Origin of the sequence: Haloterrigena sp. H1, assembly GCF_005938085.1 — an archaeon.
GTDB lineage: Archaea > Halobacteriota > Halobacteria > Halobacteriales > Natrialbaceae > Natrinema.
Map to the genome: position 1 here is coordinate 947,648 of NZ_SMZK01000001.1, position 26,758 is coordinate 974,405.

Consider the following 26,758-nt stretch of genomic DNA (forward strand, 5'->3'; position numbering starts at 1 on the left):
AAGACACAAGACCTATATGGTGTGTGGCTAGTTCTCATCCGACGCCAACCTACTATGTCGGAAGCACCGTCCGAACCCGCCCGATGTGCCGCAAAAGAGACGAACGATGGTACTGTTCGTATCTTCGACACAACAAACGATGCGGCCTGGATCGAATCCGATACGACACTCTCGCTCGCTTGGCAGACCTGATGCGCTCTTACTGACCGTTCAAAGACGATCGGATCGCGATACGAACGCAGTTTTCGTCCGAGATGTATTCCACAGCGCGAGAGTAGCCGCGAGATTACTGGGATTCGCAGATCGACAGGAAGTTCTCGAAGATTTCGTCACCTTCCTCGGTGTGAGCGACTTCCGGGTGCCACTGGACGCCATAGATATCCCGATCGGTGTCGCTCATTGCCTCGACGTCACAGACGTCGCTTTTCGCCGTCAGTTCGAACCCATCGGGCAGTTCTGTGACCTCGTCGGCGTGGCTCGCCCAGACACGGGTTTCGGGATGCAGCGATCCGGTCAGGGGATCGTTTTCGTCGACGATGTCGACCGACACGTCGGCATAGCCGCCGTACTCGCCGCTCCCGACCTGCCCGCCGAGTTCCTCGGCGATTAGTTGCATCCCCAGACAGATGCCAAGCACCGGCATGTCCGCCTCGAGATACTCGGTCGACTTTCCGATCCGATCCATGTCGGGACCACCGGAGAGGACGACGCCGTCGGCATCGACCTCTTCTGGAGGCGTGTCGTTGTCGATCAGTTCCGTGTCGACGCCGAGGTCGCGAAGCGCCCGGCGCTCGAGGTGGGTGAACTGTCCGTGATTGTCCACCACGACGATTTTCGTCATTGGGTGTCCGTAGCGGGTCACCCGGTAAAAACGGTCCGAAACGTGCGCTTTCGATGACTCCTCCCACTCGGCATAGCTATTTGTTGATCCGTTCCGTTACGTCTACAGGAATCATGGTGGCTGTTAACGAGTTACAAGAGATGTACGAGAACATGGTAACGGCGCGCCAGTACGAGGAACGACTCCAGAAGGAGTACATGGCGGGCAAACAGCCCGCGTTCGACATCTCCGCCGGGCCAATCCCGGGAGAGTTGCACCTCGCCGCAGGTCATGAAGCCTCCGGCGCGGGGGTCTGCCAACATCTCCGAGATGACGATACGGTCACGGCACCGCACCGGCCACACCACATCGCTATTGCGAAGGGCGTCGACTTGAAGCGGATGACCGCCGAGATCTTCGGTCGCGAAAGCGGGCTGAGTGGCGGAAAGGGAGGGCATATGCACCTGTTCGATCCCGACGTCAAGTTCGCGTGTAGCGGCATCATCGCCGAAGGCTGTCCGCCGGCGGTCGGTGCCGGTTTAGCCGCAAAGCAACGGAACACCGACAGCGTCGCGGTCGCGTTCCTCGGCGAGGGCGCGATCGATCAGGGCGCGTTCTTGGAGTCGCTCAACCTCGCAAGCGTCCAGAATCTCCCCGTCGTCTTCGTCGTCGAGGACAACGACTGGGCCATCAGTATGCCTAAAGCGCGCGTCACCGACGTCGAGAACGGTGCCCAGCGCGCCGACGGGTTCGGCCTTCACGGCGCCCGCGTGGACGCTGACGACGCCGTCGCCGTCTACGACGCCGCCAGAGAAGCCGTCGGACGCGCTCGCGACGGAAACGGGCCGACGCTGCTCGAGGTACAGGTGCATCGGCGCATGGGTCACTTCATGGGCGATCCCGAAGCGTATCGCCCCGACGAGGACAAAGACGCCGCCGAGCAACGGGATTCGATCGAGCGACTTGAGGCGGGCCTTCGGGCCCACGGCGTCGACGACGAGACGATCGACGATCTGCGCTCGCGAGCTCACGACCGCGTCGAGGAGGCGATCGAGTGGGCGAAAGACCAGCCCGAACCAGATCCGGACGACGCCTACGAGGACGTGTTCGTGAATCCACCCTCGGGCGTGACAGACAGCGAGCCGTCGGCTGCGGACACGGGAGGTGACGACTGATGGCACAACAAGAGGAAGACGACGCGAGCGGACAGCAGGCAGACCGGTCGTTGACGATGAGCCGAGCGATGGTCGAGGCGATCGCCCACGAGATGCGCGAGGACGACGAGGTCTTCTACATGGGCGAAGACGTCGCGGACTACGGCGGTATCTTCGACAGCACCGAGGGGCTGTTGGATGAATTCGGCCGCGACCGCATCATGGACGTGCCGATCAGCGAGACCGCATACCTCGGCGCCGCCGTCGGTGCAGCTCAGGAGGGGATGCGCCCAATTGCCGAGCTGATGTTCGTCGACTTCTTCGGCGTCGCGATGGATCAGATCTACAACCAGATGGCCAAAAACACCTACATGAGCGGCGGCTCGGTGAACGTCCCGATGGTGCTTACCGCCGCCGTAGGTGGGACGTACAACGACGCCGCCCAGCACTCCCAGACCCTCTACGGGACGTTCGCACATCTCCCGGGGATGAAAGTCGTCGTGCCCTCGACCGCCTACGACGCGAAGGGGTTGATGCACAACGCCATCCGCGACGACGACCCGGTCGTCTACATGTTCCACAAGCGGCTGATGGGGATCGGCTGGCTGCCGGCACCGGACGGCCCGAAGACCGGGGTTCCCGAGGACGACTACACGATTCCATTCGGCAATGCTGACGTCAAACGCGAGGGCGCGGACGTAACCGTCGTCACCCTCGGATTGCACGTCCACCGCGCGCTCGAGGCCGCTGCAGACCTCGCCGACGACGGAATCGATGTCGAGGTCGTCGACCTCCGGACGCTCGTGCCCCTCGACACCGAGACCATCCGCGACTCCGTCGCCAAGACCGGTCATCTGGTCGTCGTCGACGAGGACTACCGCTCGTACGGCGTCACCGGCGAGATCATCGCGAGCGTGGCCGAGGCCGGACTCGACGATCTCGAGGCCGTCGAGCGGGTCGCCCTTCCGGACGTGCCGATCCCGTACGCGCGACCGATGGAAGACGAGGTCGTTCCGGGGACGGACGATATCGCGACTGCCGTTCGTGCCGTTCGAGGGGACGAATGAGCGGGACCGATGACCGCATCGCCGTCGAGACGGCCGATCACTGGCCCGACGACGCGGACGAGGACGTCGGTGTCGTCGTCAACTGGTTCGCAGCCGAGGGCAGTCGTGTCGAGGAGGGTAACGCGATCTGTGAGTTTCAGGTCGAGAAGGTAAGCGCCGACGTGCCGGCACCGGTGACCGGCACGCTCGAGGAGGTTGCGATCGGGGAAGACGAGGAGTTCGAGCAGGGCGAGCAGCTCGCCTGGATTCGGCCGGCATAGCCGTTGCGCGTCCGACCGAGTGTGGGTGCTGGTCCGCCCCCACTTAAAGTCGCAATCTGTCGAGGCGGAGGCTTTTCCGTGCCTACTACAACTCCGGCGTAGATCCAGATGGACCGTCCGAGTGTGGACGCAGGCGATATCCGGTGGGGGTGGACCTGTCCGCGGTGCGAGACGGACGCGTCGGTGACGCGCGATCCCGATTCCGATACGTTTCGCTGGGAATGTGACGACAAGCACTGCGATGCCGTCGGCTTCGGATTCACTTCGCGGCGCAGAGCGCGACTCGCCCTCAGGGAGTATCGTGATCGGTATCAGAACGTCTACCGCTAGCGGACTAGACCCGCAGAGAACGACGATGCTCGAGTCGGTGTTCCGGTACGCTTATGCGATCGTCACCGGATAGCGTTGATATGGCAGTCGATCGCAGTGAATTCGAGCATCCGGCGTGGCTGGCCGCAGCAGGAACGGGTATCGGATACGTGTTGATCCTCGCAGTGCTGACGCTGGCTATGTTCATCGTGCCGTGGCTCGTTTTCGCCGCACTGTAACGACGGCCCCGGTCTCCATTTCTGACGGCAGCCCTGTCGACGAGAGCGGTGACTCGAGCGAACCAAAAGCGAAGAGAAAGATCGCCGTCGACCTCGAGAGCGTATTCAGGCGAAGGTTTTCGAGACGTCCTCGGTGTCCTCGGATTCGGCTTGCACCTTGTCCCAGGCGCTACGGAAGTCTTCCATCCGGATCTCGGTGCGGTCGTCGCGGATGGCGAACATACCGGCTTCGGTACAGACGGCCTTGATGTCGGCACCGGAGGCTTCCTCGGCCTCTTCGGCCAGTTCGGCGAAGTCGACATCGTCGGCGACGTTCATCCCGCGCGTGTGGATCTCGAAGATGATCTCGCGGCCCTCCTGGTTGGGCTTTGGCACTTCGATGAGGCGGTCGAACCGGCCGGGACGGAGGATGGCCCGGTCGAGCATATCGAAGCGGTTGGTGGCAGCGATGATGCGGATCTCGCCACGTTCCTCGAAGCCGTCCATCTCGGAGAGGAGTTGCATCATCGTCCGCTGGACCTCGGCGTCGCCGGAGGTCTTGGACTCCGTCCGTTTGGCGGCGATGGCGTCGATCTCGTCGATGAAGATAACGGCGGGCTCGTGCTCGCGGGCGACGTCGAAGAGGTCGCGGACGAGCTTTGCACCCTCGCCGATGAATTTGTGGACCAGTTCCGAGCCAGCCATCTTGATGAAGGTAGCGTCGGTCTGGTTGGCCACGGCTTTGGCGAGCATCGTCTTCCCGGTCCCCGGCGGTCCGTAGAGCAAGACGCCGCTCGGCGGGTCGATCCCGACATCGTCGAACATCTCGGGCTTCTCGAGGGGCATCTCGACGGTCTCGCGGACCTCTTGCATCTGCTCTTCGAGTCCGCCGATGTCCTCGTAGCTGACGTCCGGGCTCTCGGTGACTTCCATCACGCGAGCGCGCACGTCGGTCTCGCTCGAGAGCGGCTTGACGATAGACAGCGAGTTATTGACCGCTACCCGTGCGTCAGGCTCGAGATCGGCGCGCATCTCGTCGGTAACTTCGGTCAGCGCCTCCTGGTTGTTCCCGTGTTGTTTGATGATGACGCCTTCGTCCGTGATCTCCTGGACGGTGGCGACGAACAGCGGGGACTGCTTGAGTTTCTTGTTCTCGTGTGTGAGCCGCTCGAGTTTCTGCTGGTACTTGTTGTTCTCGGCGTTGGCGTCGAGGAGCTTGTCACGCATCTCCTCGTTTTGCGCCTCGAGGATCTCCAGCCGTTCCTCGAGCGCCTGGATTTTCTCCTGTTGGGACGCCTCGTCCTCATCATATGGGAGGTCGACGTCGTCCACAGTGTCGCTCATCACCCGTCCTTTGGGTGTTGGTTCTTAAGAGGCTTCGGGTAGGTTCACTCAACTGCGTTGTATTACTGATAAGCATTATGTGGAATAGAAAATATTATTACCCCGTATTCGGAATGGTGGAGTAAGATGAGTGCTTCAGAGCCCCTCCAACAGGAGACCAGCGAGCGGGGAACGTGGGACGACGTTCGCGAGCTCCCGCCGAGCGCGAAACTCGTCGCGAAAGTTCTCGAATATAACGATACGATGACCCAACAGCAGATCGCCGACGAGACGCTGCTGCCGTCCCGGACGGTTCGGTACGCGCTCAACCGACTCGACGAGAAGAACGTCGTCGATTCGCGCTTTTCGTTCTCGGACGCCCGCAAGCGTCTCTACAGTCTCGACATCGACGCCTGATCGGCCTCTCGAGTTCGTCGCTGTTGCTCGTTGACGGAGATCACCGACGTTTCTCTTGGTACCGCTTCGCGCGTCGAACGCGTCTTCTCCGCCGCTTGTCGCACGAACATGTTAATAGTGGGCAGTGTCTTGTCTCCGAAAACGATCGACCGATGACCGCGACTGCCACGAGACTCGTTCGACCGGGTCGTAGCGATGAGTGAGGGTTCCCTCGATCCGCATTGTCCGGAGTGTGGGGAACCCGTCGGGCAGACGGCGACGTACTGCATGCACTGCTGGGCGGATCTCCCCACGGAATCGACGACCGCCGACCATGCGACCGAGCGTCGGTCCGCTGCCGATACGGATGCCGACTCGTTTGCTACTCGCGGAGAGACTGATGCGTTCGCTGATGACGACTCGGAGCGACTGCTGGATCCGGACGGACTCATTGACAACGCGCTTACTGCTCTTGTCGGCATCGCTGGTGGACTCGTCGTCGGCGTCGTCGAAACCCTCGTGTTGTTGATCGTCACCGAGAGCGGCTGGGTCCTTTTTCTCGGTCCCGTCGTGTGGCTCGGTGCGACCGGCTATCTCGTCCGCTGTCGGACCGTCCAGGAGGCGATCGCGAAGACCTGCTACGCCGTCTCTCTCGTCTTGGTGTCAGTTCCCCTAATCGCGTTCGGGCCCGGCGTCACTGTCGACGGCGGGTCCGGGGGACCCGTTGGTGCCTTCTTTGGATTGTTGCTTCTCGTTGCGATTCCCGCAGGTATCGCCGCCGCAATCGGCTGGATCGCCTCGCGGTTCGTGCCGGCCGAGACCCGCGACGAGACGTCTCACTCCGGCTGACGGTCCAGCTTTACTTTCACTCCACTCACGGAATCCCTTTAGTGCAGGCTCGCCAACCACTGGCCAATGACGCGGGTTATTCATACGGGCGATACCCATATCGGGTACCAGCAGTACAACTCGCCCGAGCGACGACAGGACTTCCTCGAGGCGTTTCGCTCGGTCGTCGAGGACGCCGTCGCCGACGACGTCGACGCGGTGGTCCATGCCGGCGACCTCTTTCACGACCGCCGGCCGAGTCTGGTCGACCTCCAGGGAACGATCGACGTGCTCCGGACGCTGTCCGACGCCGACATTCCCTTTCTCGCCGTCGTCGGCAACCACGAGTCGAAACGCGACGCCCAGTGGCTCGATCTCTTTGCGGATCTCGGGCTGGCAACCCGACTCGGTGCCGACCCGGTCGTCGTCGGCGACGCTGCCTTCTACGGTCTTGACTTCGTTCCCCGCTCGCGCCGGGACGACCTCGAGTACGCGTTCGATCCAGTCCCCGAGAGGGCCGACCATGCCACGCTGGTGAGCCACGGCCTCTTCGAACCCTTCGCCCACGCAGACTGGGACACCGAGACCGTCCTCGAGCAGTCGACGGTCGACTTCGACGCCGTCCTGCTTGGGGATAACCACAAACCCGACACTGCGGAGGTGCGTGACACGTGGGTCACCTACTGTGGCTCGACCGAACGGGCAAGCGCCAGCGAACGCGAAGATCGTGGCTACAACATCGTCGACTTCGACGAGTCGGTCGCGATCAGCCGCCGCGGGCTCACCGATACTCGCGCGTTCGTCTTCGTCGACGTCGACCTCGAGGATGGCGAGGGGATCGATCGCGTCCAGGAGCGGGTCCGTCAACACGACCTCGACGATGCCGTCGTCATCGTCACGATCGAGGGCGAGGGCTGCCCGATCACGCCCGCGGCGATCGAAGAACTCGCGATCGACCGCGGGGCGCTCGTCGCTCGTGTCAACGACCGCCGCGACCTCCCCGACGAAGACGACGAGGTGTCGGTCAGCTTCGCCAATCCGGACGACGCCGTCCGCGAGCGCGTCCGCGAACTGGGGCTCAGCAATGCCGCCCTCGAGATCGACGAGACCGTCCGGAACGGCGACCTCGCCGACTCGAACGTCCGCGAGACCGTCGAGCGACGGGTTCGCGAGTTGCTCGATGAGGACCGAGCAGCCTTCGAGCCCGCGCCGGACCGCGAGCCGGGCGACGAGGACGTGACGACGGTCGCCGACCACCTTGCCGACGAATCCGACTCCCCAGTCGATTCGGCAGCCACCAGCGCTGCCGATGCGGGCGACCGCACCGAGGTGGCAGCCGACCCAGCCGAGCAAACGACCGATGAGACCGGTGAAACCGAAGATCCTGCTGACGCTGACACCGCCTCCCTGGGTGATTTCGCATGAGGGTCGACCGCGTCCGCCTGCTAAACTTCAAGTGCTACGGCGACGCCGACCTCTCCCTCGAGCGCGGCGTCACCGTCGTCCACGGCGTCAACGGCAGTGGGAAATCGACCCTGCTCGAGGCCGTCTTCTTCGCACTCTACGGCTCGAAAGCCCTCGATGATCGCACGTTAGACGACGTCATCACGACCGGCGAAGACGAAAGCGAGGTCGAACTGTGGTTTACCCACGACGGCCGCGAGTACCACGTCGAGCGCCGCCTCAAACTGCGCGGTGACCGTGCGACGACCGCGAAATGCGTCCTCGAGACGCCGACCGAGACGATCGAGGGGGCCCGCGACGTCCGCCGCGAGGTGACCGAGCTTCTGCGAATGGACGCCGAGGCGTTCGTCAACTGCGCGTACGTCCGCCAGGGGGAGGTCAACAAGCTCATCCATGCCTCGCCGAGCGACCGCCAGGACATGATCGACGACCTCCTCCAATTGGGGGCACTCGAGGACTACCGCGAACGCGCCAGCGATGCGCGACTCGGCGTCAAAACGGTCCTCAATGGACAACGCGAGGTGCTCGAGGACCTACAGGAACAGATCGAGGAAAAGGAAGCACAGGACCTCCACGACCAACTCAACGAACTCGAGTCCCGCCGCGCCGAAATCAGCGACAAGATCGATCACTACGAAACGCAGCGCGAGCAGGCCCAGAAGACCCTCGAGACAGCCGAAGACGTCCTCGACCGTCACGAGGAAACCCGCGCGGAAATCGAGACGCTCGAGGACGAAATCGACGACCTCCGATCGAAAATCGAGGCCACCGAACGGGAGCGCGAGGACGCGAGCGACGAGATCAGCGAGCGCAGGACGCGACGCGAGGAACTCGCCGACGAGCGCACAGCACTGCTCGCGGAGGTCGCCCTCGAGACGGCCGATCCCGACGATACAGCCATTCAGACCCGAATCGAGGAACTCGAGGCCCGCGACGAGGAGCTCCGCGACGATCTCGAGGACGTCCGGGTGACGATCACGGAGGGGACAAACGAGATCGAGCGACTGCGCGAGGAAGCCGACGACCGCGAGGCGCAGGCCGAGACCGCGCGAGAAGAAGCCGACGCGCTCACGGATCGGATCGACGCCGACGAGGAGGCAATCGTCGAGCGCGAAGCGAAACTCGAGGTGCTTGAGGCGGAGATCGCAGATGCACGGGCGCTGTTCGAAGATGCGTCCGTCGACTTCGGCGCGGCCGAATCACATCTCGAGTCCCTCGAAGCCGATCGCGAGGAGATCACTGCAGCGATCACCGACATCACGGCGGACATCCGGACTGCAGAGAACGCGATCGAGGAGGGTGAACGGCTGCTCGAGGAGGGCAAATGCCCGGAGTGTGGCCAGCCTGTCGAGCACTCGCCACACGTTGACGTGCTGGACGAACGTCGGGAAGAGCGTGATGACTTGACGGCCGAACGTGAAGAACTCGAGGCTGAACGCGACGAGCTAGACGCCCGAATCGACCGCGCAGAGACGTTGTGCGAGGCCGAACGGAAAGTCGACCGACTCGAGGACAACCGCGAGAACATCGAACAGTTACTCGCCGAGAAACGCGAGACCATCGCGGACCGACGCGAGCAACGCGAGCAGCTGCGAGCGGACGCCGACGAGTACGAGGCCGAGGCCGACGCGAAGCGGTCCGCTGCCGACGAACGCGAGGACGACGTGGCCGACGCACGGGCCGCCCTCGGCGAGATCAACTCCGAGCGCGGGGAGCTCAAAGCGACGCTGCAGAGCCTCGAGCGGATCGCCGAGATCGCCGACGAACGGGCTACTCTCGAACGCGAGATCGACACGCTTCGCGAGCGCATCGCGGACTGGGAGGAGATGAACGACGAGCGCCGCGAGACCCTCTCAGCAAAACGCGAGCGTAAGCGCGATCTCGAGTCCGAATTCGACGACGAGCGGGTCGAAACCGCCCGCGAGGACAAGCGAAACGCCGAGCAGTACATCGAGCAGGTCGAGGAGAAACTCGACGACCTCGAGTCCGAACGCGACGAGGTCCAGGGGGCGATTGGCGGCGTCGAAGAGAAACTCGCCGACCTCAAGCGGCTCCGTCAGCGCTTCGAGCGCGTCGACGCACAATGTGCGCACCTCGAGTCGCTGTACGGAGAAGCCGAGACGCTCCAGACGACCTACGGCGAGTTGCGGGCCGAGCTGCGCCAGCGCAACGTCGAGACCTTGGAACGGCTGCTCAACGAGACGTTCGATCTGGTCTATCAGAACGACTCCTATGCGGCGATCGACCTCGATGGCGAGTACCGGCTGACGGTCTACCAGAAAGACGGTGAAGCCCTGGAGCCCGAACAGCTCTCGGGTGGTGAGCGGGCACTGTTCAATCTCAGCCTGCGGTGTGCGATCTACCGGCTGCTGGCCGAAGGGGTCGAGGGAACCGCGCCGATGCCGCCGCTCATTCTCGACGAGCCGACGGTGTTCCTCGATTCGGGCCACGTCACGCAACTCGTCTCGCTGGTCGAGTCGATGCGCGACCTCGGCGTCGAGCAGATCGTCGTCGTCAGCCACGACGAGGAACTCGTCGGGGCGGCCGATTCGCTTGTCCGCGTCGAGAAGGACGCGACGTCGAACCGCTCGCGACTCGAGTGCGGCGAGCCGCCGGAGGCGGAACTACTCGCGTCGGACTGACGGCGCTCGGGTCTCGGTCGGCTCCTCGCGTCAGTTGGCGTCGTCGGTCTCGCCCGTCGATGCAACCGTCGGCCGAATCGACTCGAGGGCGATCTCACAGGTGTCCGTAACCTGATAGCCGCGTTCGCCGGCGATCTCGGTCTCCTCGAGTAGTCCGGCAGCCGCAAGGACTGTCAGTCGGCCATGCAGATCGCTCTCACAGAACTCGTAGGCATCGAGCAGCGTACGGACCCCGAGCGGTCCGCGGTCGGCGAGTTCGATCAACAGCCCGAGCGCTTCCTCGTCGTGAACGGCTGTGAGTAACGTTACCACTGGATCGCCGACGCTGCGGGCTGCCGTCTCGAGAGGAGATTCTCCGTCGACGGGCTCTAAGCGGTCGTTCTGGACGTAGCACTCGTTGCCGGTTTCGGGATCACGAACGAGACTCGCGCTGTCGGAGTGTTTGAGAAGCAGGTATCGTTTGCCGGTGTCGTCCTCTACGGTATTCATTTGCGATCGGATCGGGTCGGTGACTATGCTTGGGTACCATCTCCCGAAGTCGTTTCGGTTGCATCGTCTGCGGACCGATCCTCGTCACCGGGATTGCTGTCTGCTGGCTCGTCGTCGCTGTCGGCGCGAAACGTACGGTAGCGTCGCCCAGCAAGCCCGAACAGGACGATTCCGGATCCGACCAAGGTACCGCCGCGGGTTACGTCGCCTTCGAACACTAGCAGTAAGGCGCCGAGCGAGACGACGAAAAGGGCGGCGTTGATGACCAACACCAGCGCCCAGAACGCCTGCAGGACGTCGCTTGGAACGTCCGTCTCGTCCGTGGAAACGCTCGGCACGTCGATCCCACTTGTCGCTTCGTCCGGATCGTCCTCGGTCGTCACCTGCGGGATCGTCAGCCCGTCGCTGTCGGGATCGTAGAGCTCCTCCTCGGGGTCCCACTCCTCGGGCTCGTTCTCGGTCCGGTCGAATACCACATCGAAGTCGATGATAAGCGGGCGGAAAAGCGTTCGCTTCGCGATCTGTTTCGGCGAATCGGTCGCAATTGCGTCCCGGCGCATGCCGGTCGCAGTTGCGCTGGAAGCCGGTACCGCAGCCGGCCTCAGGCCAGATCCTCGAGCGTGAGCGTCCGGGAGGTTTCTACCCACGCGAGGGGGTTCTCCGCGTCGTAGAAGACGACGCCGTCGTCGGTCTCGTAGGATTCGATCGTCGCGGTCCCGTCAGGAATGCTACTCGGCTCGCTCCGATCTGCCGCGTCGTCGTTTAGATGGGAAGACATATTCCAGTATCCGATTATATGCTATGTGTTACCACGTTAAATGTCTTCTTGCTTCTGCAAGGCTTGTGTGTAGTTGTGCATCTCGTCGGCTGTGACGGAGTCGGAAGTCTCGAGTCCGGTGTCATACGGACTGCTGTCAGTCATTTCCGGCGCACCCGCGACCCGTCCTGCGGGTGCCCGGAACATCGTGACAGCAGACCGTATCAAAGACGGTCTCGGCGAGCGGTGAATCTGGGGGTTTTTAGCCGCCGCCTGCCAACCCCAGTACCATGACTGAGGCGGGCCAGACCGGACTCACGGATTTCGGCGGCGAGTCCGACAACAGTGACGACCGGCCGGCAGAAGAGGCTGTGGCCGTCGCCGGCAACGGCGGGACAGACGCCACGGAGGTGATCGACGTCCTCGAGGAGACTCTCCCCGAACCTGAGGGTGATCTCGAACTCGCGGTGATGCAGGTCGATTACACCATCGCCGGCTACGGTGACGAGGAACGACCGATCATGCACGTCTTCGGGCGCACGCCCGACGGCGAGTTAGAGCACGTTCAGGTGGTCGGCTTCAAGCCGTATTTCTACGCACCGACGGACACGCTCGAGCGGCCACCGGAAGAACAGTACGACCGGCTGACGGGGAGTCGGGAGTACGATCACGACGGCGAGCCCTACGAAAGTATCCGCGGCGAGGAACTCACCAAGATTTTCGGCCAGACGCCACGGGACGTCGGGCAAGTACGTGACGACTTCGACCACTACGAGGCCGACATTCTCTTTCCCAACCGGTTTCTAATCGACAAGGACGTTCGCAGCGGGATCCGGGTGCCTGAACAGCGCGCTGACGACGACTCGCTGGTCGTCCCCCACGACGAGGTCGAGGCTGCAGATGTCGACGCCGACCCGCGCATCAACACCTTCGACATCGAGGTCGACGACCGCTCGGGCTTTCCCGAGGACGGTGAAGAACCGATCGTTTGTCTCACCAGCCACGACTCCTATCGCGACGAGTACGTCATGTGGCTCTACGAGGCACCCATCGGCGACGGGCCGATTCCCGGCGAAATAGACGACTACGAGCCGATCGAGGGCGCGATCGATCACGAGGTCCGGAGCTTCGCGGAAGAAGAAGCGATGCTCGAGGCCTTCATCGAGTATATCGACGCAACCGATCCCGACATCCTGACCGGGTGGAACTTCGAGGACTTCGACGCGCCCTATTTCCTCGACCGTCTCGAGGAACTCGCCGGCCCGCACCATGAGTACGACCTCTCGATCGACCGCCTCTCACGGGTCGACGAGGTCTGGCGCAGCAACTGGGGCGGCCCCGACATCAAGGGGCGGATCGTCTTCGACCTGCTCTATGGCTACCAGCGGATGGTCTTCTCCGAACTCGACTCCTACCGGCTCGACGCAGTCGGCGAAGTCGAACTCGGCGTCGGCAAAGAGCGCTACGCCGGCGACATCGGGGACCTCTGGGAGGACGACCCGACCCGACTGCTCGAGTACAACCTCCGGGACGTGGAACTCTGTGTGGAACTCGACCGCCAGCAGGAGATCATTCCCTTCTGGGACGAGGTGCGCTCGTTCGTCGGCTGTAAACTCGAGGACGCTCCGACCCCTGGTGACGCGGTCGACATGTACGTCCTCCACGAGGCCCACGGTCGTTTCGCGTTGCCCTCGAAGGGACAACAGGAGGCTGGCGATGAGTACGAGGGCGGCGCGGTGTTCGAGCCGATCACGGGCGTCAAGGAGAACGTCACCGTGCTCGACCTCAAGTCGCTGTATCCGATGTGTATGACGACAATCAACGCCTCGCCGGAGACGAAAGTCGACCCCGACGAGTACGACGGCGAGACCTATGTCGCGCCCACGGGCACACACTTCCGGAAGGAACCGGACGGCGTGAACCGTGAAATGATCACGGAACTGCTCGACGAGCGCGAGGAAAAGAAGGCGCTCCGGAACGAACACGAACCCGGGTCGCCCGAGTACGAGCAGTACGACCGGCAGCAAGGAGCTGTCAAGGTTATCATGAACTCGTTGTACGGTGTGTCGGGATGGGATAAATTCCGCCTCTATGACAAAGAGGCAGCAGCCGCAATTACTGCGACTGGCCGCGATGTCATCGAGTTTACGGACGAAGCGGCAAACGAACTGGACTATCAAGTTACGTATGGGGACACCGACTCGGTCATGCTCGAGTTAGGTCCCGACGTTCCCAAAGAAGACGCGCTCGAGCAATCCTTCGAGATCGAGGAGTACATCAACGGCCGCTACGACGACTTCGCGCGTGAGGATCTGAACGCCGAGGAACATCGGTTCCAGATCGAGTTCGAAAAGCTCTACCGACGATTCTTCCAGGCGGGCAAGAAGAAACGCTACGCGGGCCACATCACCTGGAAAGAGGGTAAAGACGTCAATGATATCGACATCGTCGGCTTCGAGTACCAGCGCTCCGATATCGCCCCGATCACCAAGGAAGTCCAACATCGCGTCATCGAGATGATCGTCCGCGAGGGCGACATCGAGGGCGCAAAGGAGTACGTCAACGGCGTCATCGAGGACGTCCTTGAGGGTGAGGTCTCGCTGGAGGAGATCGCAATCCCTGGCGGGATCGGGAAGCGACTCGACAACTACGACACCGACACGGCACAGGTTCGGGGCGCGAAGTACGCCAACCTTCTGTTGGACACGAACTTCCAGCGCGGGAGCAAACCCAAGCGACTCTACCTCAAGCGCGTCGATCCCTCCTTTTTCGAGCGCCTTGAGGACGAGAAGGGGTTCGACGCTCGCACCGATCCCCTCTACGGCGCGTTCAAGCGCGATCCGGACGTGATCTGCTTCGAGTACGACGACCAGATCCCCGAGGAGTTCGAAGTCGACTACGATACGATGCTCGAGAAGACGCTCCAGGGCCCGATCGAGCGCATTCTCGAAGCGCTGGACGTCTCTTGGGAGGAAGTCAAAAGCGGCCAGGAACAGAAAGGGCTGGATTCGTTCATGTGAGACGGCCAGTTATCCCATACTGGTGAGCGTGGAGGCGGGCCCGCGATCACTGCAAAGAGAAATCCCCATTCGGAGATGGTAAACGATCGCCGGTATCGATTCGGGCTCCCAGAACTGGCTGGTATTCATCTCCTGTGGACCTGCTACTCGCCCCATGATGATCGGTTCATATACCGGGAGTTCACGGACTATCGAAACAGTGATTTTCGAATAAGGAACTTATTTTGCTAATACGAGATTGTATCCAATTGGATACGAAAACGTTATGGGTCAGACGACCCACCCTTTAGACGACAGAATACTATGGCACGTCTCGAACTACGCAACCTGCACGCGGAAGTAGCGGAGGGCGACGAGAAAATTCTCGAGGGCGTCGATCTCGAAGTCGAGTCCGGCGAGATCCACGCCCTGATGGGGCCGAACGGGTCCGGGAAATCGACGACCGCGAAGGTCATCGCCGGCCACCCGGCCTACGAGGTCACCGACGGTGAAGTCCTGTTGCACCTCGAGGACGAGGAGTTCGGCGCGGACATCGAGATCGACGAGGACCAGCGTACCTGGGACCTGCTCGACCTCGAGCCCAACGAGCGCGCCGCGCTCGGTATCTTCCTCGGCTTCCAGTATCCTGCCGAGATCGAGGGCGTCACGATGACGAACTTCCTCCGGACGGCGCTCAACGCCAAGATCGAAGAGCGCGAGGAGCTCTTCGAGGACGAGGAGGGCGACGACGAAGAAGAGGACGAGGGCTTCGAGACCTCGCCGATGGAAGGCCCCGCCGACGAGGGCGAAGTCGGCGTCGCCGAGTTCCAGGAGATCCTCCAGGAGAAGATGGCCCAACTGGACATGGACGAGAAGTTCGCCCAGCGCTATCTCAACGCCGGCTTCTCCGGCGGGGAGAAAAAACAGAACGAGGTCCTGCAGGCCGCCATTCTCGAGCCATCGGTCGCCGTACTCGACGAGATCGACTCCGGGCTCGACATCGACCGGCTACAGGACGTTTCCGCCGGCATCAACGCACTGCGCGACGAGCAGGGCACCGGCGTCCTCCAGATCACCCACTACCAGCGAATCCTCGACTACGTCGAGCCCGATCACGTCCACGTGATGCTCGACGGCCAGATCGCCAAAAGCGGCGGACCCGAACTCGCCGAGAAGCTCGAGGACAAGGGGTACGACTGGGTCCGAGAGGACGTCTACGGCACCGCGTAACCGGATTCAGCTAGAACAAGCGTAATACCCCTACAGCCGTAACCACAATAACGATCAACCAATGAGTTCCGATCAAGACCACCTACAAGAGACAGATACCGAGGCCCGGTTCGAGTTCAAGAAAGAACAGAACGCCGCGGTCAAATCCGACAAGGGCCTGACCGAGGAGGTCATCCGTATGATCTCCGAGGACAAGGATGAGCCCGACTGGATGCTCGAGCGCCGCCTGCGCGCGCTCAAGCAGTACCAGAACATGCCGATGCCGTCCGGCTGGCCCGGCATGCCCGATCTCTCCGAACTCGACGTCGAAGAGATCGTCCCCTACATCCGCCCGGACGTCGACAAGCGCGAAGGCGTCGACGACTGGACGGAGCTACCCGACGAGATCAAAGACACCTTCGACAAGCTGGGCATTCCGGAAGCCGAGAAGAACGCCCTCTCGGGCGTCGGTGCTCAGTACGAATCGGAGGTCGTCTACCAGAACATGCAAGAACAGTGGGAGGAGAAGGGTGTCATCTTCATGAACATGGACCGCGCGGTCCAGGAACACCCCGAGCTCGTCAAAGAGCACTTCATGACCTCCTGTGTGCCGCCGAGCGACAACAAGTTCGCTGCGCTGCACGGCGCCGTCTGGTCCGGCGGCTCGTTCGTCTACGTCCCCGAGGGCGTCACCGTCGAGATGCCCGTCCAGGCGTACTTCCGCATGAATTCCGAAGGGATGGGCCAGTTCGAGCACACGCTCATCATCGCCGAGGAAGGCTCCGAGGTCCACTACATCGAGGGCTGTTCCGCACCCAAGTACGGCACGCACAACCTCCACTCCGGCGGCGTCGAGGTCTTCGTCGGTGAGGACGCTCACGTCCAGTACTCGACCGTGCAAAACTGGTCGAAGAACACCTTCAACCTCAACACCAAGCGCGCCATCGTCGAAGAAAACGGGACGATGGAGTGGATCTCGGGCAGCATGGGCTCGAAAGCGACCATGCTCTACCCGTGTTCGATCCTCAAGGGTCGCGGCGCGACCGACACCCACATCACCATCGCCTTCGCCGGCGAGGGTCAGGACATCGACACTGGCGCGAAGGTCTACCACAACGCGCCCGACACGAGTTCGACCATCGAGTCCAAGTCGATCTCCAAAGACGGCGGCCGCACCAACTACCGCGGTCTCGTCCACATCGCCGACGGTGCCGAGAACTCGAGCACCGCCGTCGAGTGTGACGCGCTGATGTTCGACAACGAGTCGACCAGCGACACCATGCCGTACATGGAGATCGAGGAATCGAAAGTCGACGTCGCCCACGAGGCGACCGTCGGCAAGATCGGCGACGAGGACATCTTCTACCTCCAGTCGCGTGGACTGGACGACGACGACGCCAAGAAGATGATCGTCGCCGGCTTCATCGAGCCGATCACGGAGGAACTGCCGATCGAGTACGCGGTCGAACTTAACCGCCTCATCGAACTCGAGATGGAGGGGAGCCTCGGATAATATGAGCGCAGGAACACAGGTACACGCCAATCTCACGGAGGAACAGGTACGCGAAATCAGCGGGGACTTAGACGAGCCCGAGTGGCTCTTGGAGACCCGTCTCGAGGCCCTCGAGGCCCTCGACGAGCTCGAGATGCCCGATGTCATCCGAACGCCGGGCCGGGACTGGACGAACCTCCACGAACTCGACTTCGAGTCGCTCGTGGATCCGCTGAACGCGGCCGAGGACAAGGATCAGGTCGGTCCCGAGGACGCCGAAGTCCTCCCGTGGGCCGAGGCAGTCCAGGACCACGAGGACCTCCTGAAAGAGCACTTCGGCTCCATTGTCGACCCTCAGGAGAACTATCTGACGGCGCTGTCGACCGCCCTCTTCAGCACCGGGACGGTCATCTACGTTCCTGAGGGCGTCGATGCCGAGGACGTCACCGTCCGCACCGAGCAGAACTCCCGCTCGCTGTTCAACTACACGCTCGTCGTCACCGAGGAGTCGTCCTCGGTCACGATCTTAGAGCGCCAATCCACCGGCCAGGAGGCTGACGAACAGTACTACAGCGGCGTCGTCGAGGTCGCTGCCGGCGAGAACAGTTACGTCCAGTACGGCAGCCTCCAGAACCTCTCGGAGGAAGCCTACAACTTCACCGTCAAACGCGGCGTCGCCGACACCTACGCCACGATCGACTGGATCGAGGGCAACCTCGGGACGCAGCTGACCAAGACGGAGGTCTCGACGACGCTCAGCGGTGACTCCTCGGAGACGCAGATCGTCGGTGCCTTCTACGGCCACAACGACCAGCACTTCGACCTCGACGCGAAGGTCTGGCACCGCGCCGAGCACACGACCGCAGACCTCGTGACCCGCGGCGTCACCGACGACGTCGCCCGCTCGGTCTACGAGGGCGTCCAGGACGTCGGACAGGATGCCTGGGACACCAGCTCCTACCAGCGCGAGAACACGCTGATGCTCTCCGACGAGTCCGAGGCCGACGCCTCCCCGAAACTGATCATCAACAACCACGACACCGAGGCCAGCCACTCCGCGACGGTCGGCCAGATCGACCAGGAGGACCTGTTCTACATGACCTCCCGCGGTGTCGATCCACGCGCTGCCCGCAACATGCTCGTCGAGGGCTTCTTCGTGCCCGTTCTCGAGGAGATCGACGTCGACGAACTCCGAGAGGACCTCGAGGAACTGATTGGCACTCGTCTTCGCGAGCGAGCGTAAGCGAGCGAGTGAACGGCTCGTGGGATCTCTGATCCCACGGTGGCTCCGTCAGCGAGACTGATCGCTGTCGGTTCACTGGCGTTTTTCGCGATATGGCCGCCCGTGCTCCGAGACGACTAAGTAACAGCGGCCCGCTTGTCGAGACATGAGTCTGGGACAGCGTGTCTCGAGCGACCACCAGTTGACCCGACTGCTACAGATCGGGGTCGTGCTGGAGGAAGTCGTCGAGTCACGCGCCGCCCACCACATCGACTCGCTTCCCCCGGAGGAGCGGGCGGACTTCGACGAGGAGGTGGAGAAGTTGCTCGCCGAAGCGGCTGCGGAGTCGGCCGCCCATCGCGAGCGACTCGAGGCGCTGATCGACGATCTCGAGGCTGAAACGGTCGAATACGACGAGATCAATGCACTGGTCGACGCCCAGTACGGGCCGCCAGAGGACACGGACGGCGTCCTCTACGATCAGTTGGCCAACGAGGAGACGGCTTACAAGTTTTACGACGACCTGATAACAGCGATCGAAGCCTCCGATACCGAGTTCGCAGTCGATCGCGATCGGGTGCTCGAGACGCTTTCGGAGATCCGCGAGGAGGAAAAGGAGGGCGTCGAGGAAGTAACCGAAATTATGGAGCACAGAGCATGAGCAAGCGACTGGAACCCGCGGCGGACTCCACCGAACCCACGCCGTCCGACGCCTGTATCGGAACCCGGGTGCGGTTACACCGGCGTATCACGGCCGTGGCAGCCACCGTCACTGACGGAGGGATGGCATGAACACTGCAGATCAATATCTCAAAGCGATCTATCTGGCTCAACGAATCGAAGACGGCCCCGCATCGACCGGCACGCTCGCGGACCTGCTCGACGTCAGCCCCGCCAGCGTCAACGAGATGATCGGGAAGCTTCAGGACCGCGAACTCGTCGAACACGAGAAGTACAAGGGTGCGAGCCTGACCGACGAGGGCCTCGAGCGAGCCCACAACGCCCTTCAGACCTACTGCATCATCGAGCGCTTCCTCGCGAACGTTCTCGAGGTCGAGGAGTTTCGCGACGAAGCCCGCGCCCTAGAGAGCGTCATCGACGACACCGTCGCAGAGCGGCTGGATACGATCATCGACCGGCCCGAGCAGTGTCCCGACTGTTTCGATCCCGAGGCAGATCACTGTGAGCTGCTCGAAGTCGGCGGCCGTGCGGAGTGATCCGGCCGGCCCGAATCCCCCTCGTTTTTAGCTGCAGTCGGACGGTGACCCTCCGAAGCGCACGTACCGTCGGCCGACGATCGCCGCAGCGACAAGGGCGGCGACGACAGTAGCGCCGAGACCGATCGGGAACCGCCACGCGTCGCCCGACCAGTCGGCCTCGAACACGTCGGCGTAGTAGGTCGCGACCTCCTCGCCATAGAGTGCGACGAGCACCTCGCGATTGTTCTCGAGCGAGTTTTCGTTCCAGTTGGCACTGCCGACGATCGCCACCTCTCGGTCGATCACGATGCCCTTCGCGTGGATCTTCTCGAAACGATCGGTGTCCGCGACGAGTTTTACCTCAAGCGGGAGGTCATCACTGGCAGCGAGGCGCTCGAGGTCGGCGGCGAGCCGTTCGTTTTCGTCGGCGTTGTACCACGTCGAGCCCAGCAGGATGCGAACGTCGACGCCACGGCGAGCCGCCGCGAGCGTCGACTCGAGCAGCGAGACATCGGTGGCGATGCTCGGTTGGACGACGAGGAGTTCGTCGTCGGCCCCGTCGATCAGTTTCTGGAGTCGAGGCTCGGCGTTGTCCGGTGCGACCAGTAGTTCGGCGGATTCGACGGGCACCGTTTCGGGCTCGTGCGTCGTCGGGAACTCGGCGTCAGCTGAGGCGACGGTCGGGTTCTCGTCGTCGACGAACGAGGCGTTCGCCCGATAGGCCGCGCCGTCAGTCGTATCCCAGCCCTCGAAATCGGCCCGGAAGACGCCCGCAAGATCGGTCGCGAGGGCTTCGTCCTCGAGGCGGACCCCCCAGCCGCGGCTGCTTTCGCCACCGACGCCCGCAGGTTTCCAGTTTTCCGTCGTCACCAGTACGTGGTCGTCGACGACGGCGTATTTGGGGTGGTGATAGCGGTAGCGCGCGCCCTCACCGCCGATAGCCCGCACCTCGACGCCGCCGGTCTCGAGCGTCTCGATGACGTCTGCGGTCGGGGCCGGCGTTCCACCGACGGGACTGGCCTCGAGGAGGACCTCGACCTCGACACCGCGGTCGGCCGCGTCGACGAGGTCGGCGGCGACTTCCTCGGAGGTGACGGTGTAGCCGGCGAGGAACAGTCGCTCGTCGGCGGCTCGGATCGTCTCCCGTGGGACGGCTGGGCCATCGGGAAGGACGAACGCCGTCGCCTCGTCGACCGCGGCGCTCGAGACGGGGAGACAGGTCGCGTCTCGTGGCCACCACTGGCCGTCGGTGGCGCGGGTATCCGAGGTCGCCGTTCGATACCACCGCTCGGCCGTCGGCGCGCGGTCGTACGACACCGTATCGATCGTCGCCGTCGCGTTCCGAAGGCGGAGGCGATCGCCGCCGTTGGCGAGCTGGAGGGCTCCCTCGAGTGCGAAGACGGGGGCGTCGGTCAGCGTCTCGGTGACGTTCGGCGCCGTGCTCAGGGCGACGCGCCCGGAAACCGTTTCGTTCGGGAGCGATGCCGTCGTGTGGCCGTCCGTAAGCGTCAGGTTCGCGAGCCGGGTGTCGGGCGGCGTCTCGAGGACGACGAACTCGCCGACGTCGTCGGCGGCTGCCGGGTTCGGGAAGAGCCCGACGATTCGTGGGCTCGGCGGTGGCGCAGTGGTTGGTCCGCCTGTGGACGCTCGAACGGGACAGGCGCAGGCGGCCGCGCTGTCGCTGTCCACGCCCGACGGTGCGCGAGCGGCATGTTGGTCGCTCACCACCGTTCCGGTGACGAACGCGAACCCGGCCAGTATCGTCGCGCTGGCGATCAGCCAACAGCCGAGCACGGCGACGAGGGTGGCTTGCCGAGAGGTCATCGCCCGGTTTGGGCGCGGCTCCGTATTTAAACTCTCGAAGCGGAGGCTCCCAAGCGCTGCCGTCGATCGCGGGCTGGAAAAAGCGGGTGTCTCTCGGTGTCAGGCGGCAGGCTCGAGGTCGACGCGCTCGGCTTCGGCCTGCACCAAGTAGGCGCGGTCGTCGTCGTAGTCGGCGACGACCTCGAGAGCGTCCTGGGTGCCGATCTGGCGGAGCGCCCATGCGGCGCTGGCCCGGACGCGGTCGGCCTCGTCGGTCTCGAGGACGTCCGCGAGCGGTTCGATGGCGCGGGTGTCGCCGATCAGGCCGAGCGCACGGGCAGCCCAGCTACGAACGTCGGCCTCGTCGGCGACGAGTTGCTGGGCGATCGGCTCGAGGGCGTCTTCGGTGCCGATTTCGCCGAGGGCGCGGAACGCGGGCTGCTGGAGGTTCGGGTTGGAGTCGACGTAATCGAGCAGCGTGTCGACGACTTCCTCGTCGTCGACGCCGATTTTGCCGAGGACGGCCATGGCGGCCTGGTCGCGACGGTTTGCCTTCTGGAGCATCGGGTCGATGGCCTCCTCGGGTCCCATCCGTTCTAAGGCCTCCATGCAGTGTTCCTCCATGAAATCGGAGTCGAAAGTGTCCAGTGCAAGGAGGATCATGTCGACGTTACCGCGTTTCTCGTGGATTTTGAGCGCGTGCCACTCCGGCGGGTAGTCTTTGACGTGTTCAAGCACGTCGTAGTAGCCCTCTCGACGGAGCTGTTCGCGGACCTCGAGGTCTGCCCACTCGGTTGCGTCGTCGATATCGCTCTGAAGGTCGTCGGTCGCCTCGAGCAGGCCGGCGATCGTCTCCGCGTCGTCGTCGGCATCGAGGGCCGCAGCCTCGACGGCGTCGACGGCGTCGTCGAGGGTCGCGTCGAGTTGGGCCGACACGTCGTCGCCCTCGTCGACCAGCGTGACCGAACTGTCGAGCAGGCCGTTGAATTCGTCGAGGAAGTCCTCGATCGCCTCGATCAGTTCGGCGTTGCCTTCCTCGGTCCAGCGGGTGCTCGTGATCGTACCGCTGGCACTGTTGATCTCACCCACGACGTCTTCGCCGTAGGGACCGCGCTGGTCCTCGAGGTCGGACTCGAGACCCGAGAGATCACTCTCGATCTCGTCGTACTTCTCTTGGAGCTCTTCTTCGGGGGCAGGTTCCTCGTCTTCGCCCTCGTCCTCGTCGGTCTCGGGCGGTTCCGGAATCTCGACGTCTTCGAGGTCCTCGCGGAACGAGTCGAGGTCAGCCTCGACGACGTCGAGGTCGGCTTCGGTCTCGGCCGCCTCGAGGTCTGCATCGAGGTCCTCGAGATCGTCGGCAAGCGTCGTGAGTCGCTCGTCGATGGCCTCGAGATCGACCGATTCTTCCTCGTCCGGTTCGGCTTCGGCGGCCGCGTCGTCACCGTTTGCCTCGTCCTCGCTCATCGTACCACCCGGGGACGACGCCGACGCGTGACAGTGTGCATACCGTACGGTCGTGTCAGCACGGTCCTAAGCGTTTCCATGCACGTCGACATCCGTCTCCGACGATCGCTCCGTTTCGCCCCAGTAGAACCAGGGGCTGAGCGTCATGTATGCCAGCCCGAGTGTGAGGAGCGCGTATGGAAACGTCTTTCCGGCGAACGTCGGCACGAGGATCGCGAGCGCGTGGACGACCCCCATGATGCCGGCGTCTCGAGCCAGCAGATCGGGATACTGGATCCGTGAAACCATCAGATAACAGAACGCGGCGGTGATAGCCAGGACGAGCTCGGGCTGGGTTTCGCCGGTGAGGATCGCTGCGCCGAGGATCGTCGCGGCCAGCGTCGTCTGGACGCCTTCGGTGTGGCTGCCAGCGACGTCGTAGGCGGTGTACATCCCGAGACGGGTGACGGCCATCGCGACGAACAGCGCACAGACGCCGGTCACGACCAGGAGCTGGGCAGTGATCGCGTCGAACGCGATCTCGAAGCCATCTGAGATGACAGTAAAGGAGAGGACGGCAGGGGCGACGGCAAAGGAGGCGACGTCGGCGAGCGAGTCGAGATACGGGCCAGCGTCGGTGCCGCCGTAGCGGCGTGCGAGGATGCCGTCGAGGCCGTCCGCGATCGCCGCAAGGAGGATCAACCGGGCGGCCAGTTCGATGTCGACGGCCGCGACGACGACTGCGACGAACCCCAGCGCGGCGTTGGCGATCGTCACCGCGTCGGCGACGCCCAGTCGGCCGACGAACCGGGGGAGCATATGGCCCGATTCGGCGGGGAGGGGCCTTACGTGTTTTCGTTTCCACGGGTCCCTTTTCGAGAACTGAACCGGGGCGGTTATACGGCAACTGTCCTAACAAAGGCATATGCACCGGCGTGTCTACCTCGCTGCTCTCGGGACCGCCGTATCGGCTAGTCTGGCAGGGTGTTCGTCAGCGGTCAGCGGCGTCGCGGGCGACCCTTGTTCCGGCGAGGACTGTCACATCGGCATGAACCGCACGCAGTTCCTCCCCGACGTGTACGAAATCTCCGTCGGCGACACCGTCGTCTGGAAAAATACGAGCGAAGCCGACCACACCATCACCGCCTACGACAACGGGATCCCGGACGGCGCTGACTTTTTCGCCACCGGTGGCTTCGAGGATCAGGAATCGGCACGCCACGCCTGGCAGGGCCAACGCGGCGGTCGTCTCGGCACGCGCGAGACGTTCGAACACACCTTCGAGGTTCCGGGTACCTACGAGTACTTCTGTATCCCACACGAACGCGCGGAGATGAACGGGAAGATCGTCGTTTCCGAGTGACGACTGCGAGCCAAGCCAGTTCGTATCGACGCTCTCACGGTCCGTTACGCTCGAGCCGTCAGCTCCCGGCTCGAGAGATAGCGCAAAAAGTGTCAGCAATCGAATAGCGACCGTCTCAGTCGTCTGCAGCGACGTCGTCTTCGTCGACGTCGACGGCGGTCGCTTCTTCTTCGGCGACTTCCTCGGGGTGGGCCTCGAGGGTGGTCTTCTGGATCTCGACGCGGCGCAGCGGGTAGATCGTCTTGGCCTCGCCGTAGATGGCAGAGGAGAGACGACCTTCGACGACGCTGTCGATGAGCTCCTCGAAGGAGCGCTCTTCGGCGGCGTCTTCGATCATCTGGACCATCTGCTCGCGGATGGCTTTTTCCTGGCTTGCGTCGGCCTTTTTCGTCGTGAAGGCGACGGGCTGGATCTGGACGCGGTAGTCGTCCGTCGTGAGGACGGTGACGTAGGCCTCGATCTTGGAGGCACCGCGACGGACCAGCGAGCGCAGGTAGTCACGGGTCAGGGAGTGTTCCTTGAACTCCGTGTACGCCGAGTCGCTGCCGACGTCGGTGATCTTGAAGGTCAGCTTCGTGTTGTTCTCGCTGGCGTTGTTGTTGAGGTCGCCGAGCGTCGTTTCGATCGTTCGTCCGTAGACTTTCTCCGGTTCGTCAGCGGGGGTTTCGCCGAGTTCCTGGCGGTCGAACTGCTCGGGTGCCAGGACGGTGTACCACCGCTTCTCCTGTTTCGCACGTGAAACTGATCGTTCACTCATTGTGTATCGTGTGTTGAGTCGCTATCGCGGTCGGACACAGGTCCCGTGTCCGTCGGTTCTGCGTGCTGTTCGGTTCGTGCCTGTGAAACGACGTCGATCGCGACCTCGAGGTTGACGACGTAGTCGTCGACCGTCGACTGCAGGCCGCTGGTCGTCTCGCGTTCGATGTGCGTGACGACCGTTGCGGTCTCACCGTCGCGGTCGACGGTTGTTTCCATCTCGTCGGTGTTGTCCGGGCGAAGCGCCCGTGCGACGAGTGTCGCGTCGTCGTGGTCCGTCCGAATCGTCGCGTGTCGGCTCATAGCAGGTCCCTCACTGCCGCGATGATCGTCGCGTCGTCCACGTCGGGGTCGAATCGCAGGGAGCCACGCCGATGGCCGCCGTCGTATTCGACGTCGGCCTCGGGTGCTTGCTCCGCGAGTTCGCGGGCGACTGCCTCGACGGTCGCGCCGAGGTGGTCGGCCTCGCGGGTCGCAATGGCCGCTTCACTGTCGCCGTCATCGGATTCTGTCCGATTGCTCGAGGGACCTCGTCCCTCGGTGACGGCGAGGACGGCTGGCTCCGGTGACCGGTAGGCCACCGCGAGCCGTGCGACTGCTTCGACAGGGCCGTCATCGATGCCGACGACGAACAGCCCGTCGTAGCGACCGGTCGAGGCCGCTTCGAGCGCTGCGTGTGCGCGGCGTCCGTACTCGCGCCAGACTGCCAGCGCCCGCTCGCGGACGTCGTGACCCATCGCGAGCGCGACGCCGGTTCCGGGTTCCGTACTGGCTGTGGCCTCGAGCACGTCGGCGAAGCCGCCGAGCGTCTCGAATGGGCTCTCGGGCGTCGCGTACGGCCGCAACGCCCGACCGATCGTCGTCGCGGCGGCGTCGGCTGCCCCGTCGGCACCGACGACGTCGAGTGCGACCAGCGAGCCGATCGTCCGGTGGTCATCCGCGTCGATATCGGCGGGACCACCGTCGACGACGTCTGCGAGCGCCTCGCGGGTCGCGTCTTGGTCGCCCGACCACGGTGCGTGTACTCGAGTCGAGTGGGCGAGCCCATCGACCGGGTCGGCGGTCGGGATCGCTACGCCGGGCCGGCGCTCGAGCAGCCCCTGCTCGCGTGCGGCTGTTTCGATCCATTCGCTTTCGCCCGCGCCGGGTTCGCCGCCGCTTGCGACGATGCCGGCGAGTGCGACGACCGGGTCCGGCGTCGCACCGAGTTCACGGACGAGATCGACTGCCTCGAGCGTCGCTGGCCGATCAGACGCCGCGAGCGGGATGACGCTATCGGTGTCGGCGGCCGCGTCAACGGTGCCGACGACGACGGTCACGTCGTCTTCGCCCGTCGATGTATGAGCCCGTTCGGATCGCGCCCCGACCGTGCGTTCGACGGTCACCTGAAACGGCGTCTCGCTGTCCGCGAGCGCGCTCGCGACGAGCCCGCTTGCGGCGAGTGCGTCGCCGTCGGCGCGGGCGATCAGCCGAACGAAGCCGGCGCTCTCGAGCGCGTTCGTGGCGGACGCCGGCTCGGCGGATCGACCCTCGGTGGACATGCGG

29 protein-coding genes are annotated in these 26,758 nt (G+C 63.5%); 18 read left to right on the forward strand and 11 right to left on the reverse strand.

Going from position 1 to position 26,758, the window contains the following annotated elements; translation table 11 throughout:
* Positions 1-286: 286 nt before the first annotated feature.
* Positions 287-841: a GMP synthase subunit A gene (locus E2L06_RS04820; protein WP_138779118.1), complete on the reverse strand. Its 555-nt coding sequence runs from the start codon at positions 839-841 to the stop codon at positions 287-289.
* Between the two features lie 140 nt (positions 842-981).
* Between E2L06_RS04820 and E2L06_RS04825 the strand changes: the two genes are divergently transcribed.
* The 5 genes from E2L06_RS04825 to E2L06_RS21730 all read left to right on the forward strand — a co-directional run bounded on the left by E2L06_RS04825 (position 982) and on the right by E2L06_RS21730 (position 3,849).
* Positions 982-1,995 carry a thiamine pyrophosphate-dependent dehydrogenase E1 component subunit alpha gene (locus tag E2L06_RS04825; protein WP_138782503.1) on the forward strand — a complete coding sequence of 338 codons (1,014 nt, stop codon included), beginning with the start codon at positions 982-984 and terminating at the stop codon, positions 1,993-1,995.
* On the forward strand, positions 1,995-3,041 hold the full coding sequence (locus tag E2L06_RS04830; protein ID WP_138779125.1) for an alpha-ketoacid dehydrogenase subunit beta: 1,047 nt from the start codon (positions 1,995-1,997) through the stop codon (positions 3,039-3,041). The genes E2L06_RS04825 and E2L06_RS04830 overlap by 1 nt, the downstream gene beginning before the upstream one ends.
* Positions 3,038-3,301, forward strand: coding sequence for a lipoyl domain-containing protein (locus E2L06_RS04835; RefSeq protein WP_138779127.1), 264 nt, complete (start codon positions 3,038-3,040; stop codon positions 3,299-3,301). Before E2L06_RS04830 ends, E2L06_RS04835 begins: the two co-directional genes overlap by 4 nt.
* A gap of 108 nt (positions 3,302-3,409) precedes the next feature.
* Positions 3,410-3,631, forward strand: coding sequence for a hypothetical protein (locus tag E2L06_RS22340; RefSeq protein ID WP_138779129.1), 222 nt, complete (start codon positions 3,410-3,412; stop codon positions 3,629-3,631).
* Between the two features lie 80 nt (positions 3,632-3,711).
* Positions 3,712-3,849 carry a hypothetical protein gene (locus E2L06_RS21730; protein ID WP_171052312.1) on the forward strand — a complete coding sequence of 46 codons (138 nt, stop codon included), beginning with the start codon at positions 3,712-3,714 and terminating at the stop codon, positions 3,847-3,849.
* Between the two features lie 105 nt (positions 3,850-3,954).
* On the opposite strand, the gene E2L06_RS04845 is transcribed toward E2L06_RS21730, so the two are convergent.
* On the reverse strand, positions 3,955-5,172 hold the full coding sequence (locus E2L06_RS04845) for a proteasome-activating nucleotidase (RefSeq protein WP_092928852.1): 1,218 nt from the start codon (positions 5,170-5,172) through the stop codon (positions 3,955-3,957).
* Positions 5,173-5,298: 126 nt separating this feature from the next.
* Here E2L06_RS04845 and E2L06_RS04850 point away from each other — a divergent pair, with 126 nt between their 5' ends.
* The 4 genes from E2L06_RS04850 to rad50 all read left to right on the forward strand — a co-directional run bounded on the left by E2L06_RS04850 (position 5,299) and on the right by rad50 (position 10,481).
* Positions 5,299-5,568, forward strand: a complete 270-nt coding sequence (locus E2L06_RS04850; protein ID WP_008009614.1) for a helix-turn-helix domain-containing protein — start codon at positions 5,299-5,301, stop codon at positions 5,566-5,568.
* Positions 5,569-5,763: 195 nt separating this feature from the next.
* On the forward strand, positions 5,764-6,396 hold the full coding sequence (locus E2L06_RS04855) for a zinc ribbon domain-containing protein (protein ID WP_138779131.1): 633 nt from the start codon (positions 5,764-5,766) through the stop codon (positions 6,394-6,396).
* A gap of 66 nt (positions 6,397-6,462) precedes the next feature.
* Positions 6,463-7,800 (forward strand): DNA double-strand break repair protein Mre11, encoded by a 1,338-nt coding sequence (mre11, locus tag E2L06_RS04860; protein WP_138779132.1) that lies wholly within the window; start codon positions 6,463-6,465, stop codon positions 7,798-7,800.
* Positions 7,797-10,481, forward strand: a complete 2,685-nt coding sequence (rad50, locus tag E2L06_RS04865; RefSeq protein ID WP_138779134.1) for a DNA double-strand break repair ATPase Rad50 — start codon at positions 7,797-7,799, stop codon at positions 10,479-10,481. Before mre11 ends, rad50 begins: the two co-directional genes overlap by 4 nt.
* A gap of 30 nt (positions 10,482-10,511) precedes the next feature.
* Here rad50 and E2L06_RS04870 read toward each other — a convergent pair whose 3' ends face one another.
* The 3 genes from E2L06_RS04870 to E2L06_RS21735 all read right to left on the reverse strand — a co-directional run bounded on the left by E2L06_RS04870 (position 10,512) and on the right by E2L06_RS21735 (position 11,748).
* Complete coding sequence (locus E2L06_RS04870) at positions 10,512-10,970, reverse strand: hypothetical protein (RefSeq protein WP_138779136.1); 459 nt, start codon at positions 10,968-10,970, stop codon at positions 10,512-10,514.
* Between the two features lie 23 nt (positions 10,971-10,993).
* Positions 10,994-11,446 carry a hypothetical protein gene (locus E2L06_RS04875; protein ID WP_138779138.1) on the reverse strand — a complete coding sequence of 151 codons (453 nt, stop codon included), beginning with the start codon at positions 11,444-11,446 and terminating at the stop codon, positions 10,994-10,996.
* Positions 11,447-11,571: 125 nt separating this feature from the next.
* Complete coding sequence (locus tag E2L06_RS21735) at positions 11,572-11,748, reverse strand: hypothetical protein (protein ID WP_171052313.1); 177 nt, start codon at positions 11,746-11,748, stop codon at positions 11,572-11,574.
* Positions 11,749-11,839: 91 nt separating this feature from the next.
* Between E2L06_RS21735 and E2L06_RS21740 the strand changes: the two genes are divergently transcribed.
* The 8 genes from E2L06_RS21740 (at position 11,840) to E2L06_RS04905 (ending at position 19,866) form a co-directional block, all read left to right on the forward strand.
* Positions 11,840-11,977: a hypothetical protein gene (locus tag E2L06_RS21740; protein WP_171052314.1), complete on the forward strand. Its 138-nt coding sequence runs from the start codon at positions 11,840-11,842 to the stop codon at positions 11,975-11,977.
* Between the two features lie 40 nt (positions 11,978-12,017).
* Positions 12,018-14,747, forward strand: a complete 2,730-nt coding sequence (locus E2L06_RS04880; RefSeq protein WP_138779141.1) for a DNA-directed DNA polymerase — start codon at positions 12,018-12,020, stop codon at positions 14,745-14,747.
* A 303-nt stretch (positions 14,748-15,050) separates the two neighbouring features.
* Positions 15,051-15,956 (forward strand): ABC transporter ATP-binding protein, encoded by a 906-nt coding sequence (locus E2L06_RS04885; protein ID WP_138779143.1) that lies wholly within the window; start codon positions 15,051-15,053, stop codon positions 15,954-15,956.
* Between the two features lie 61 nt (positions 15,957-16,017).
* Positions 16,018-17,448, forward strand: a complete 1,431-nt coding sequence (gene sufB, locus E2L06_RS04890; RefSeq protein ID WP_138779145.1) for a Fe-S cluster assembly protein SufB — start codon at positions 16,018-16,020, stop codon at positions 17,446-17,448.
* A gap of 1 nt (position 17,449) precedes the next feature.
* Positions 17,450-18,670 carry a Fe-S cluster assembly protein SufD gene (gene sufD, locus E2L06_RS04895; protein WP_138779147.1) on the forward strand — a complete coding sequence of 407 codons (1,221 nt, stop codon included), beginning with the start codon at positions 17,450-17,452 and terminating at the stop codon, positions 18,668-18,670.
* 145 nt (positions 18,671-18,815) lie between these two features.
* Positions 18,816-19,310, forward strand: coding sequence for a ferritin-like domain-containing protein (locus E2L06_RS04900; RefSeq protein ID WP_138779149.1), 495 nt, complete (start codon positions 18,816-18,818; stop codon positions 19,308-19,310).
* Entirely contained in the window at positions 19,307-19,441 is a 135-nt protein-coding gene (locus E2L06_RS22730; protein ID WP_283241347.1) for a hypothetical protein, read from the forward strand. The genes E2L06_RS04900 and E2L06_RS22730 overlap by 4 nt, the downstream gene beginning before the upstream one ends.
* Positions 19,438-19,866: a metal-dependent transcriptional regulator gene (locus tag E2L06_RS04905; protein ID WP_138779151.1), complete on the forward strand. Its 429-nt coding sequence runs from the start codon at positions 19,438-19,440 to the stop codon at positions 19,864-19,866. The genes E2L06_RS22730 and E2L06_RS04905 overlap by 4 nt, the downstream gene beginning before the upstream one ends.
* Before the next feature lie 27 nt (positions 19,867-19,893).
* Here E2L06_RS04905 and E2L06_RS04910 read toward each other — a convergent pair whose 3' ends face one another.
* The 3 genes from E2L06_RS04910 to E2L06_RS04920 form a co-directional block, all read right to left on the reverse strand.
* Positions 19,894-21,672: a phosphatidylserine/phosphatidylglycerophosphate/cardiolipin synthase family protein gene (locus E2L06_RS04910; RefSeq protein ID WP_138779153.1), complete on the reverse strand. Its 1,779-nt coding sequence runs from the start codon at positions 21,670-21,672 to the stop codon at positions 19,894-19,896.
* Positions 21,673-21,771: 99 nt separating this feature from the next.
* Positions 21,772-23,115, reverse strand: coding sequence for a HEAT repeat domain-containing protein (locus E2L06_RS04915; protein ID WP_138779154.1), 1,344 nt, complete (start codon positions 23,113-23,115; stop codon positions 21,772-21,774).
* A 66-nt stretch (positions 23,116-23,181) separates the two neighbouring features.
* Positions 23,182-23,913 (reverse strand): protein sorting system archaetidylserine synthase, encoded by a 732-nt coding sequence (locus E2L06_RS04920; RefSeq protein ID WP_138779156.1) that lies wholly within the window; start codon positions 23,911-23,913, stop codon positions 23,182-23,184.
* Between the two features lie 106 nt (positions 23,914-24,019).
* On the opposite strand from E2L06_RS04920, the gene E2L06_RS04925 reads away from it, so the two are divergent.
* Positions 24,020-24,457, forward strand: coding sequence for a plastocyanin/azurin family copper-binding protein (locus E2L06_RS04925; RefSeq protein WP_138779158.1), 438 nt, complete (start codon positions 24,020-24,022; stop codon positions 24,455-24,457).
* A 115-nt stretch (positions 24,458-24,572) separates the two neighbouring features.
* Here E2L06_RS04925 and E2L06_RS04930 read toward each other — a convergent pair whose 3' ends face one another.
* Genes E2L06_RS04930 through E2L06_RS04940 form a run of 3 tightly spaced genes read right to left on the reverse strand, consistent with a single transcriptional unit; the run spans position 24,573 to position 26,754 of the window.
* The gene (locus E2L06_RS04930) at positions 24,573-25,214 is read right to left on the reverse strand and encodes a 30S ribosomal protein S3ae (protein ID WP_138779160.1); all 642 of its coding nucleotides are present in this window, start codon (positions 25,212-25,214) and stop codon (positions 24,573-24,575) included.
* Positions 25,211-25,516: a KEOPS complex subunit Pcc1 gene (locus tag E2L06_RS04935; protein ID WP_138779162.1), complete on the reverse strand. Its 306-nt coding sequence runs from the start codon at positions 25,514-25,516 to the stop codon at positions 25,211-25,213. Before E2L06_RS04935 ends, E2L06_RS04930 begins: the two co-directional genes overlap by 4 nt.
* Complete coding sequence (locus tag E2L06_RS04940; protein ID WP_138779164.1) at positions 25,513-26,754, reverse strand: exonuclease; 1,242 nt, start codon at positions 26,752-26,754, stop codon at positions 25,513-25,515. The genes E2L06_RS04935 and E2L06_RS04940 overlap by 4 nt, the downstream gene beginning before the upstream one ends.
* Positions 26,755-26,758 lie beyond the last annotated feature (4 nt).

What these genes read in the sequence shown, in the direction of transcription:
- E2L06_RS04845 (WP_092928852.1), bottom strand. Translation starts at nt 5,172, where the DNA reads ATGAGCGACACTGTGGACGACGTCGACCTCCCATATGATGAGGACGAG.
- E2L06_RS04930 (WP_138779160.1), bottom strand. Translation starts at nt 25,214, where the DNA reads ATGAGTGAACGATCAGTTTCACGTGCGAAACAGGAGAAGCGGTGGTAC.
- mre11 (WP_138779132.1), top strand. Translation starts at nt 6,463, where the DNA reads ATGACGCGGGTTATTCATACGGGCGATACCCATATCGGGTACCAGCAG.
- sufD (WP_138779147.1), top strand. Translation starts at nt 17,450, where the DNA reads ATGAGCGCAGGAACACAGGTACACGCCAATCTCACGGAGGAACAGGTA.
- E2L06_RS04825 (WP_138782503.1), top strand. Translation starts at nt 982, where the DNA reads ATGTACGAGAACATGGTAACGGCGCGCCAGTACGAGGAACGACTCCAG.
- sufB (WP_138779145.1), top strand. Translation starts at nt 16,018, where the DNA reads ATGAGTTCCGATCAAGACCACCTACAAGAGACAGATACCGAGGCCCGG.
- E2L06_RS04935 (WP_138779162.1), bottom strand. Translation starts at nt 25,516, where the DNA reads ATGAGCCGACACGCGACGATTCGGACGGACCACGACGACGCGACACTC.
- E2L06_RS04915 (WP_138779154.1), bottom strand. Translation starts at nt 23,115, where the DNA reads ATGAGCGAGGACGAGGCAAACGGTGACGACGCGGCCGCCGAAGCCGAA.
- E2L06_RS04940 (WP_138779164.1), bottom strand. Translation starts at nt 26,754, where the DNA reads ATGTCCACCGAGGGTCGATCCGCCGAGCCGGCGTCCGCCACGAACGCG.
- E2L06_RS22730 (WP_283241347.1), top strand. Translation starts at nt 19,307, where the DNA reads ATGAGCAAGCGACTGGAACCCGCGGCGGACTCCACCGAACCCACGCCG.
- E2L06_RS04880 (WP_138779141.1), top strand. Translation starts at nt 12,018, where the DNA reads ATGACTGAGGCGGGCCAGACCGGACTCACGGATTTCGGCGGCGAGTCC.
- E2L06_RS04920 (WP_138779156.1), bottom strand. Translation starts at nt 23,913, where the DNA reads ATGCTCCCCCGGTTCGTCGGCCGACTGGGCGTCGCCGACGCGGTGACG.
- E2L06_RS21730 (WP_171052312.1), top strand. Translation starts at nt 3,712, where the DNA reads ATGGCAGTCGATCGCAGTGAATTCGAGCATCCGGCGTGGCTGGCCGCA.
- E2L06_RS04835 (WP_138779127.1), top strand. Translation starts at nt 3,038, where the DNA reads ATGAGCGGGACCGATGACCGCATCGCCGTCGAGACGGCCGATCACTGG.
- E2L06_RS04885 (WP_138779143.1), top strand. Translation starts at nt 15,051, where the DNA reads ATGGCACGTCTCGAACTACGCAACCTGCACGCGGAAGTAGCGGAGGGC.
- E2L06_RS04900 (WP_138779149.1), top strand. Translation starts at nt 18,816, where the DNA reads ATGAGTCTGGGACAGCGTGTCTCGAGCGACCACCAGTTGACCCGACTG.
- E2L06_RS04870 (WP_138779136.1), bottom strand. Translation starts at nt 10,970, where the DNA reads ATGAATACCGTAGAGGACGACACCGGCAAACGATACCTGCTTCTCAAA.
- E2L06_RS21735 (WP_171052313.1), bottom strand. Translation starts at nt 11,748, where the DNA reads ATGTCTTCCCATCTAAACGACGACGCGGCAGATCGGAGCGAGCCGAGT.
- E2L06_RS04905 (WP_138779151.1), top strand. Translation starts at nt 19,438, where the DNA reads ATGAACACTGCAGATCAATATCTCAAAGCGATCTATCTGGCTCAACGA.
- E2L06_RS04855 (WP_138779131.1), top strand. Translation starts at nt 5,764, where the DNA reads ATGAGTGAGGGTTCCCTCGATCCGCATTGTCCGGAGTGTGGGGAACCC.
- E2L06_RS04830 (WP_138779125.1), top strand. Translation starts at nt 1,995, where the DNA reads ATGGCACAACAAGAGGAAGACGACGCGAGCGGACAGCAGGCAGACCGG.
- E2L06_RS04820 (WP_138779118.1), bottom strand. Translation starts at nt 841, where the DNA reads ATGACGAAAATCGTCGTGGTGGACAATCACGGACAGTTCACCCACCTC.
- E2L06_RS04850 (WP_008009614.1), top strand. Translation starts at nt 5,299, where the DNA reads ATGAGTGCTTCAGAGCCCCTCCAACAGGAGACCAGCGAGCGGGGAACG.
- E2L06_RS04910 (WP_138779153.1), bottom strand. Translation starts at nt 21,672, where the DNA reads ATGACCTCTCGGCAAGCCACCCTCGTCGCCGTGCTCGGCTGTTGGCTG.
- E2L06_RS22340 (WP_138779129.1), top strand. Translation starts at nt 3,410, where the DNA reads ATGGACCGTCCGAGTGTGGACGCAGGCGATATCCGGTGGGGGTGGACC.
- rad50 (WP_138779134.1), top strand. Translation starts at nt 7,797, where the DNA reads ATGAGGGTCGACCGCGTCCGCCTGCTAAACTTCAAGTGCTACGGCGAC.
- E2L06_RS04925 (WP_138779158.1), top strand. Translation starts at nt 24,020, where the DNA reads ATGCACCGGCGTGTCTACCTCGCTGCTCTCGGGACCGCCGTATCGGCT.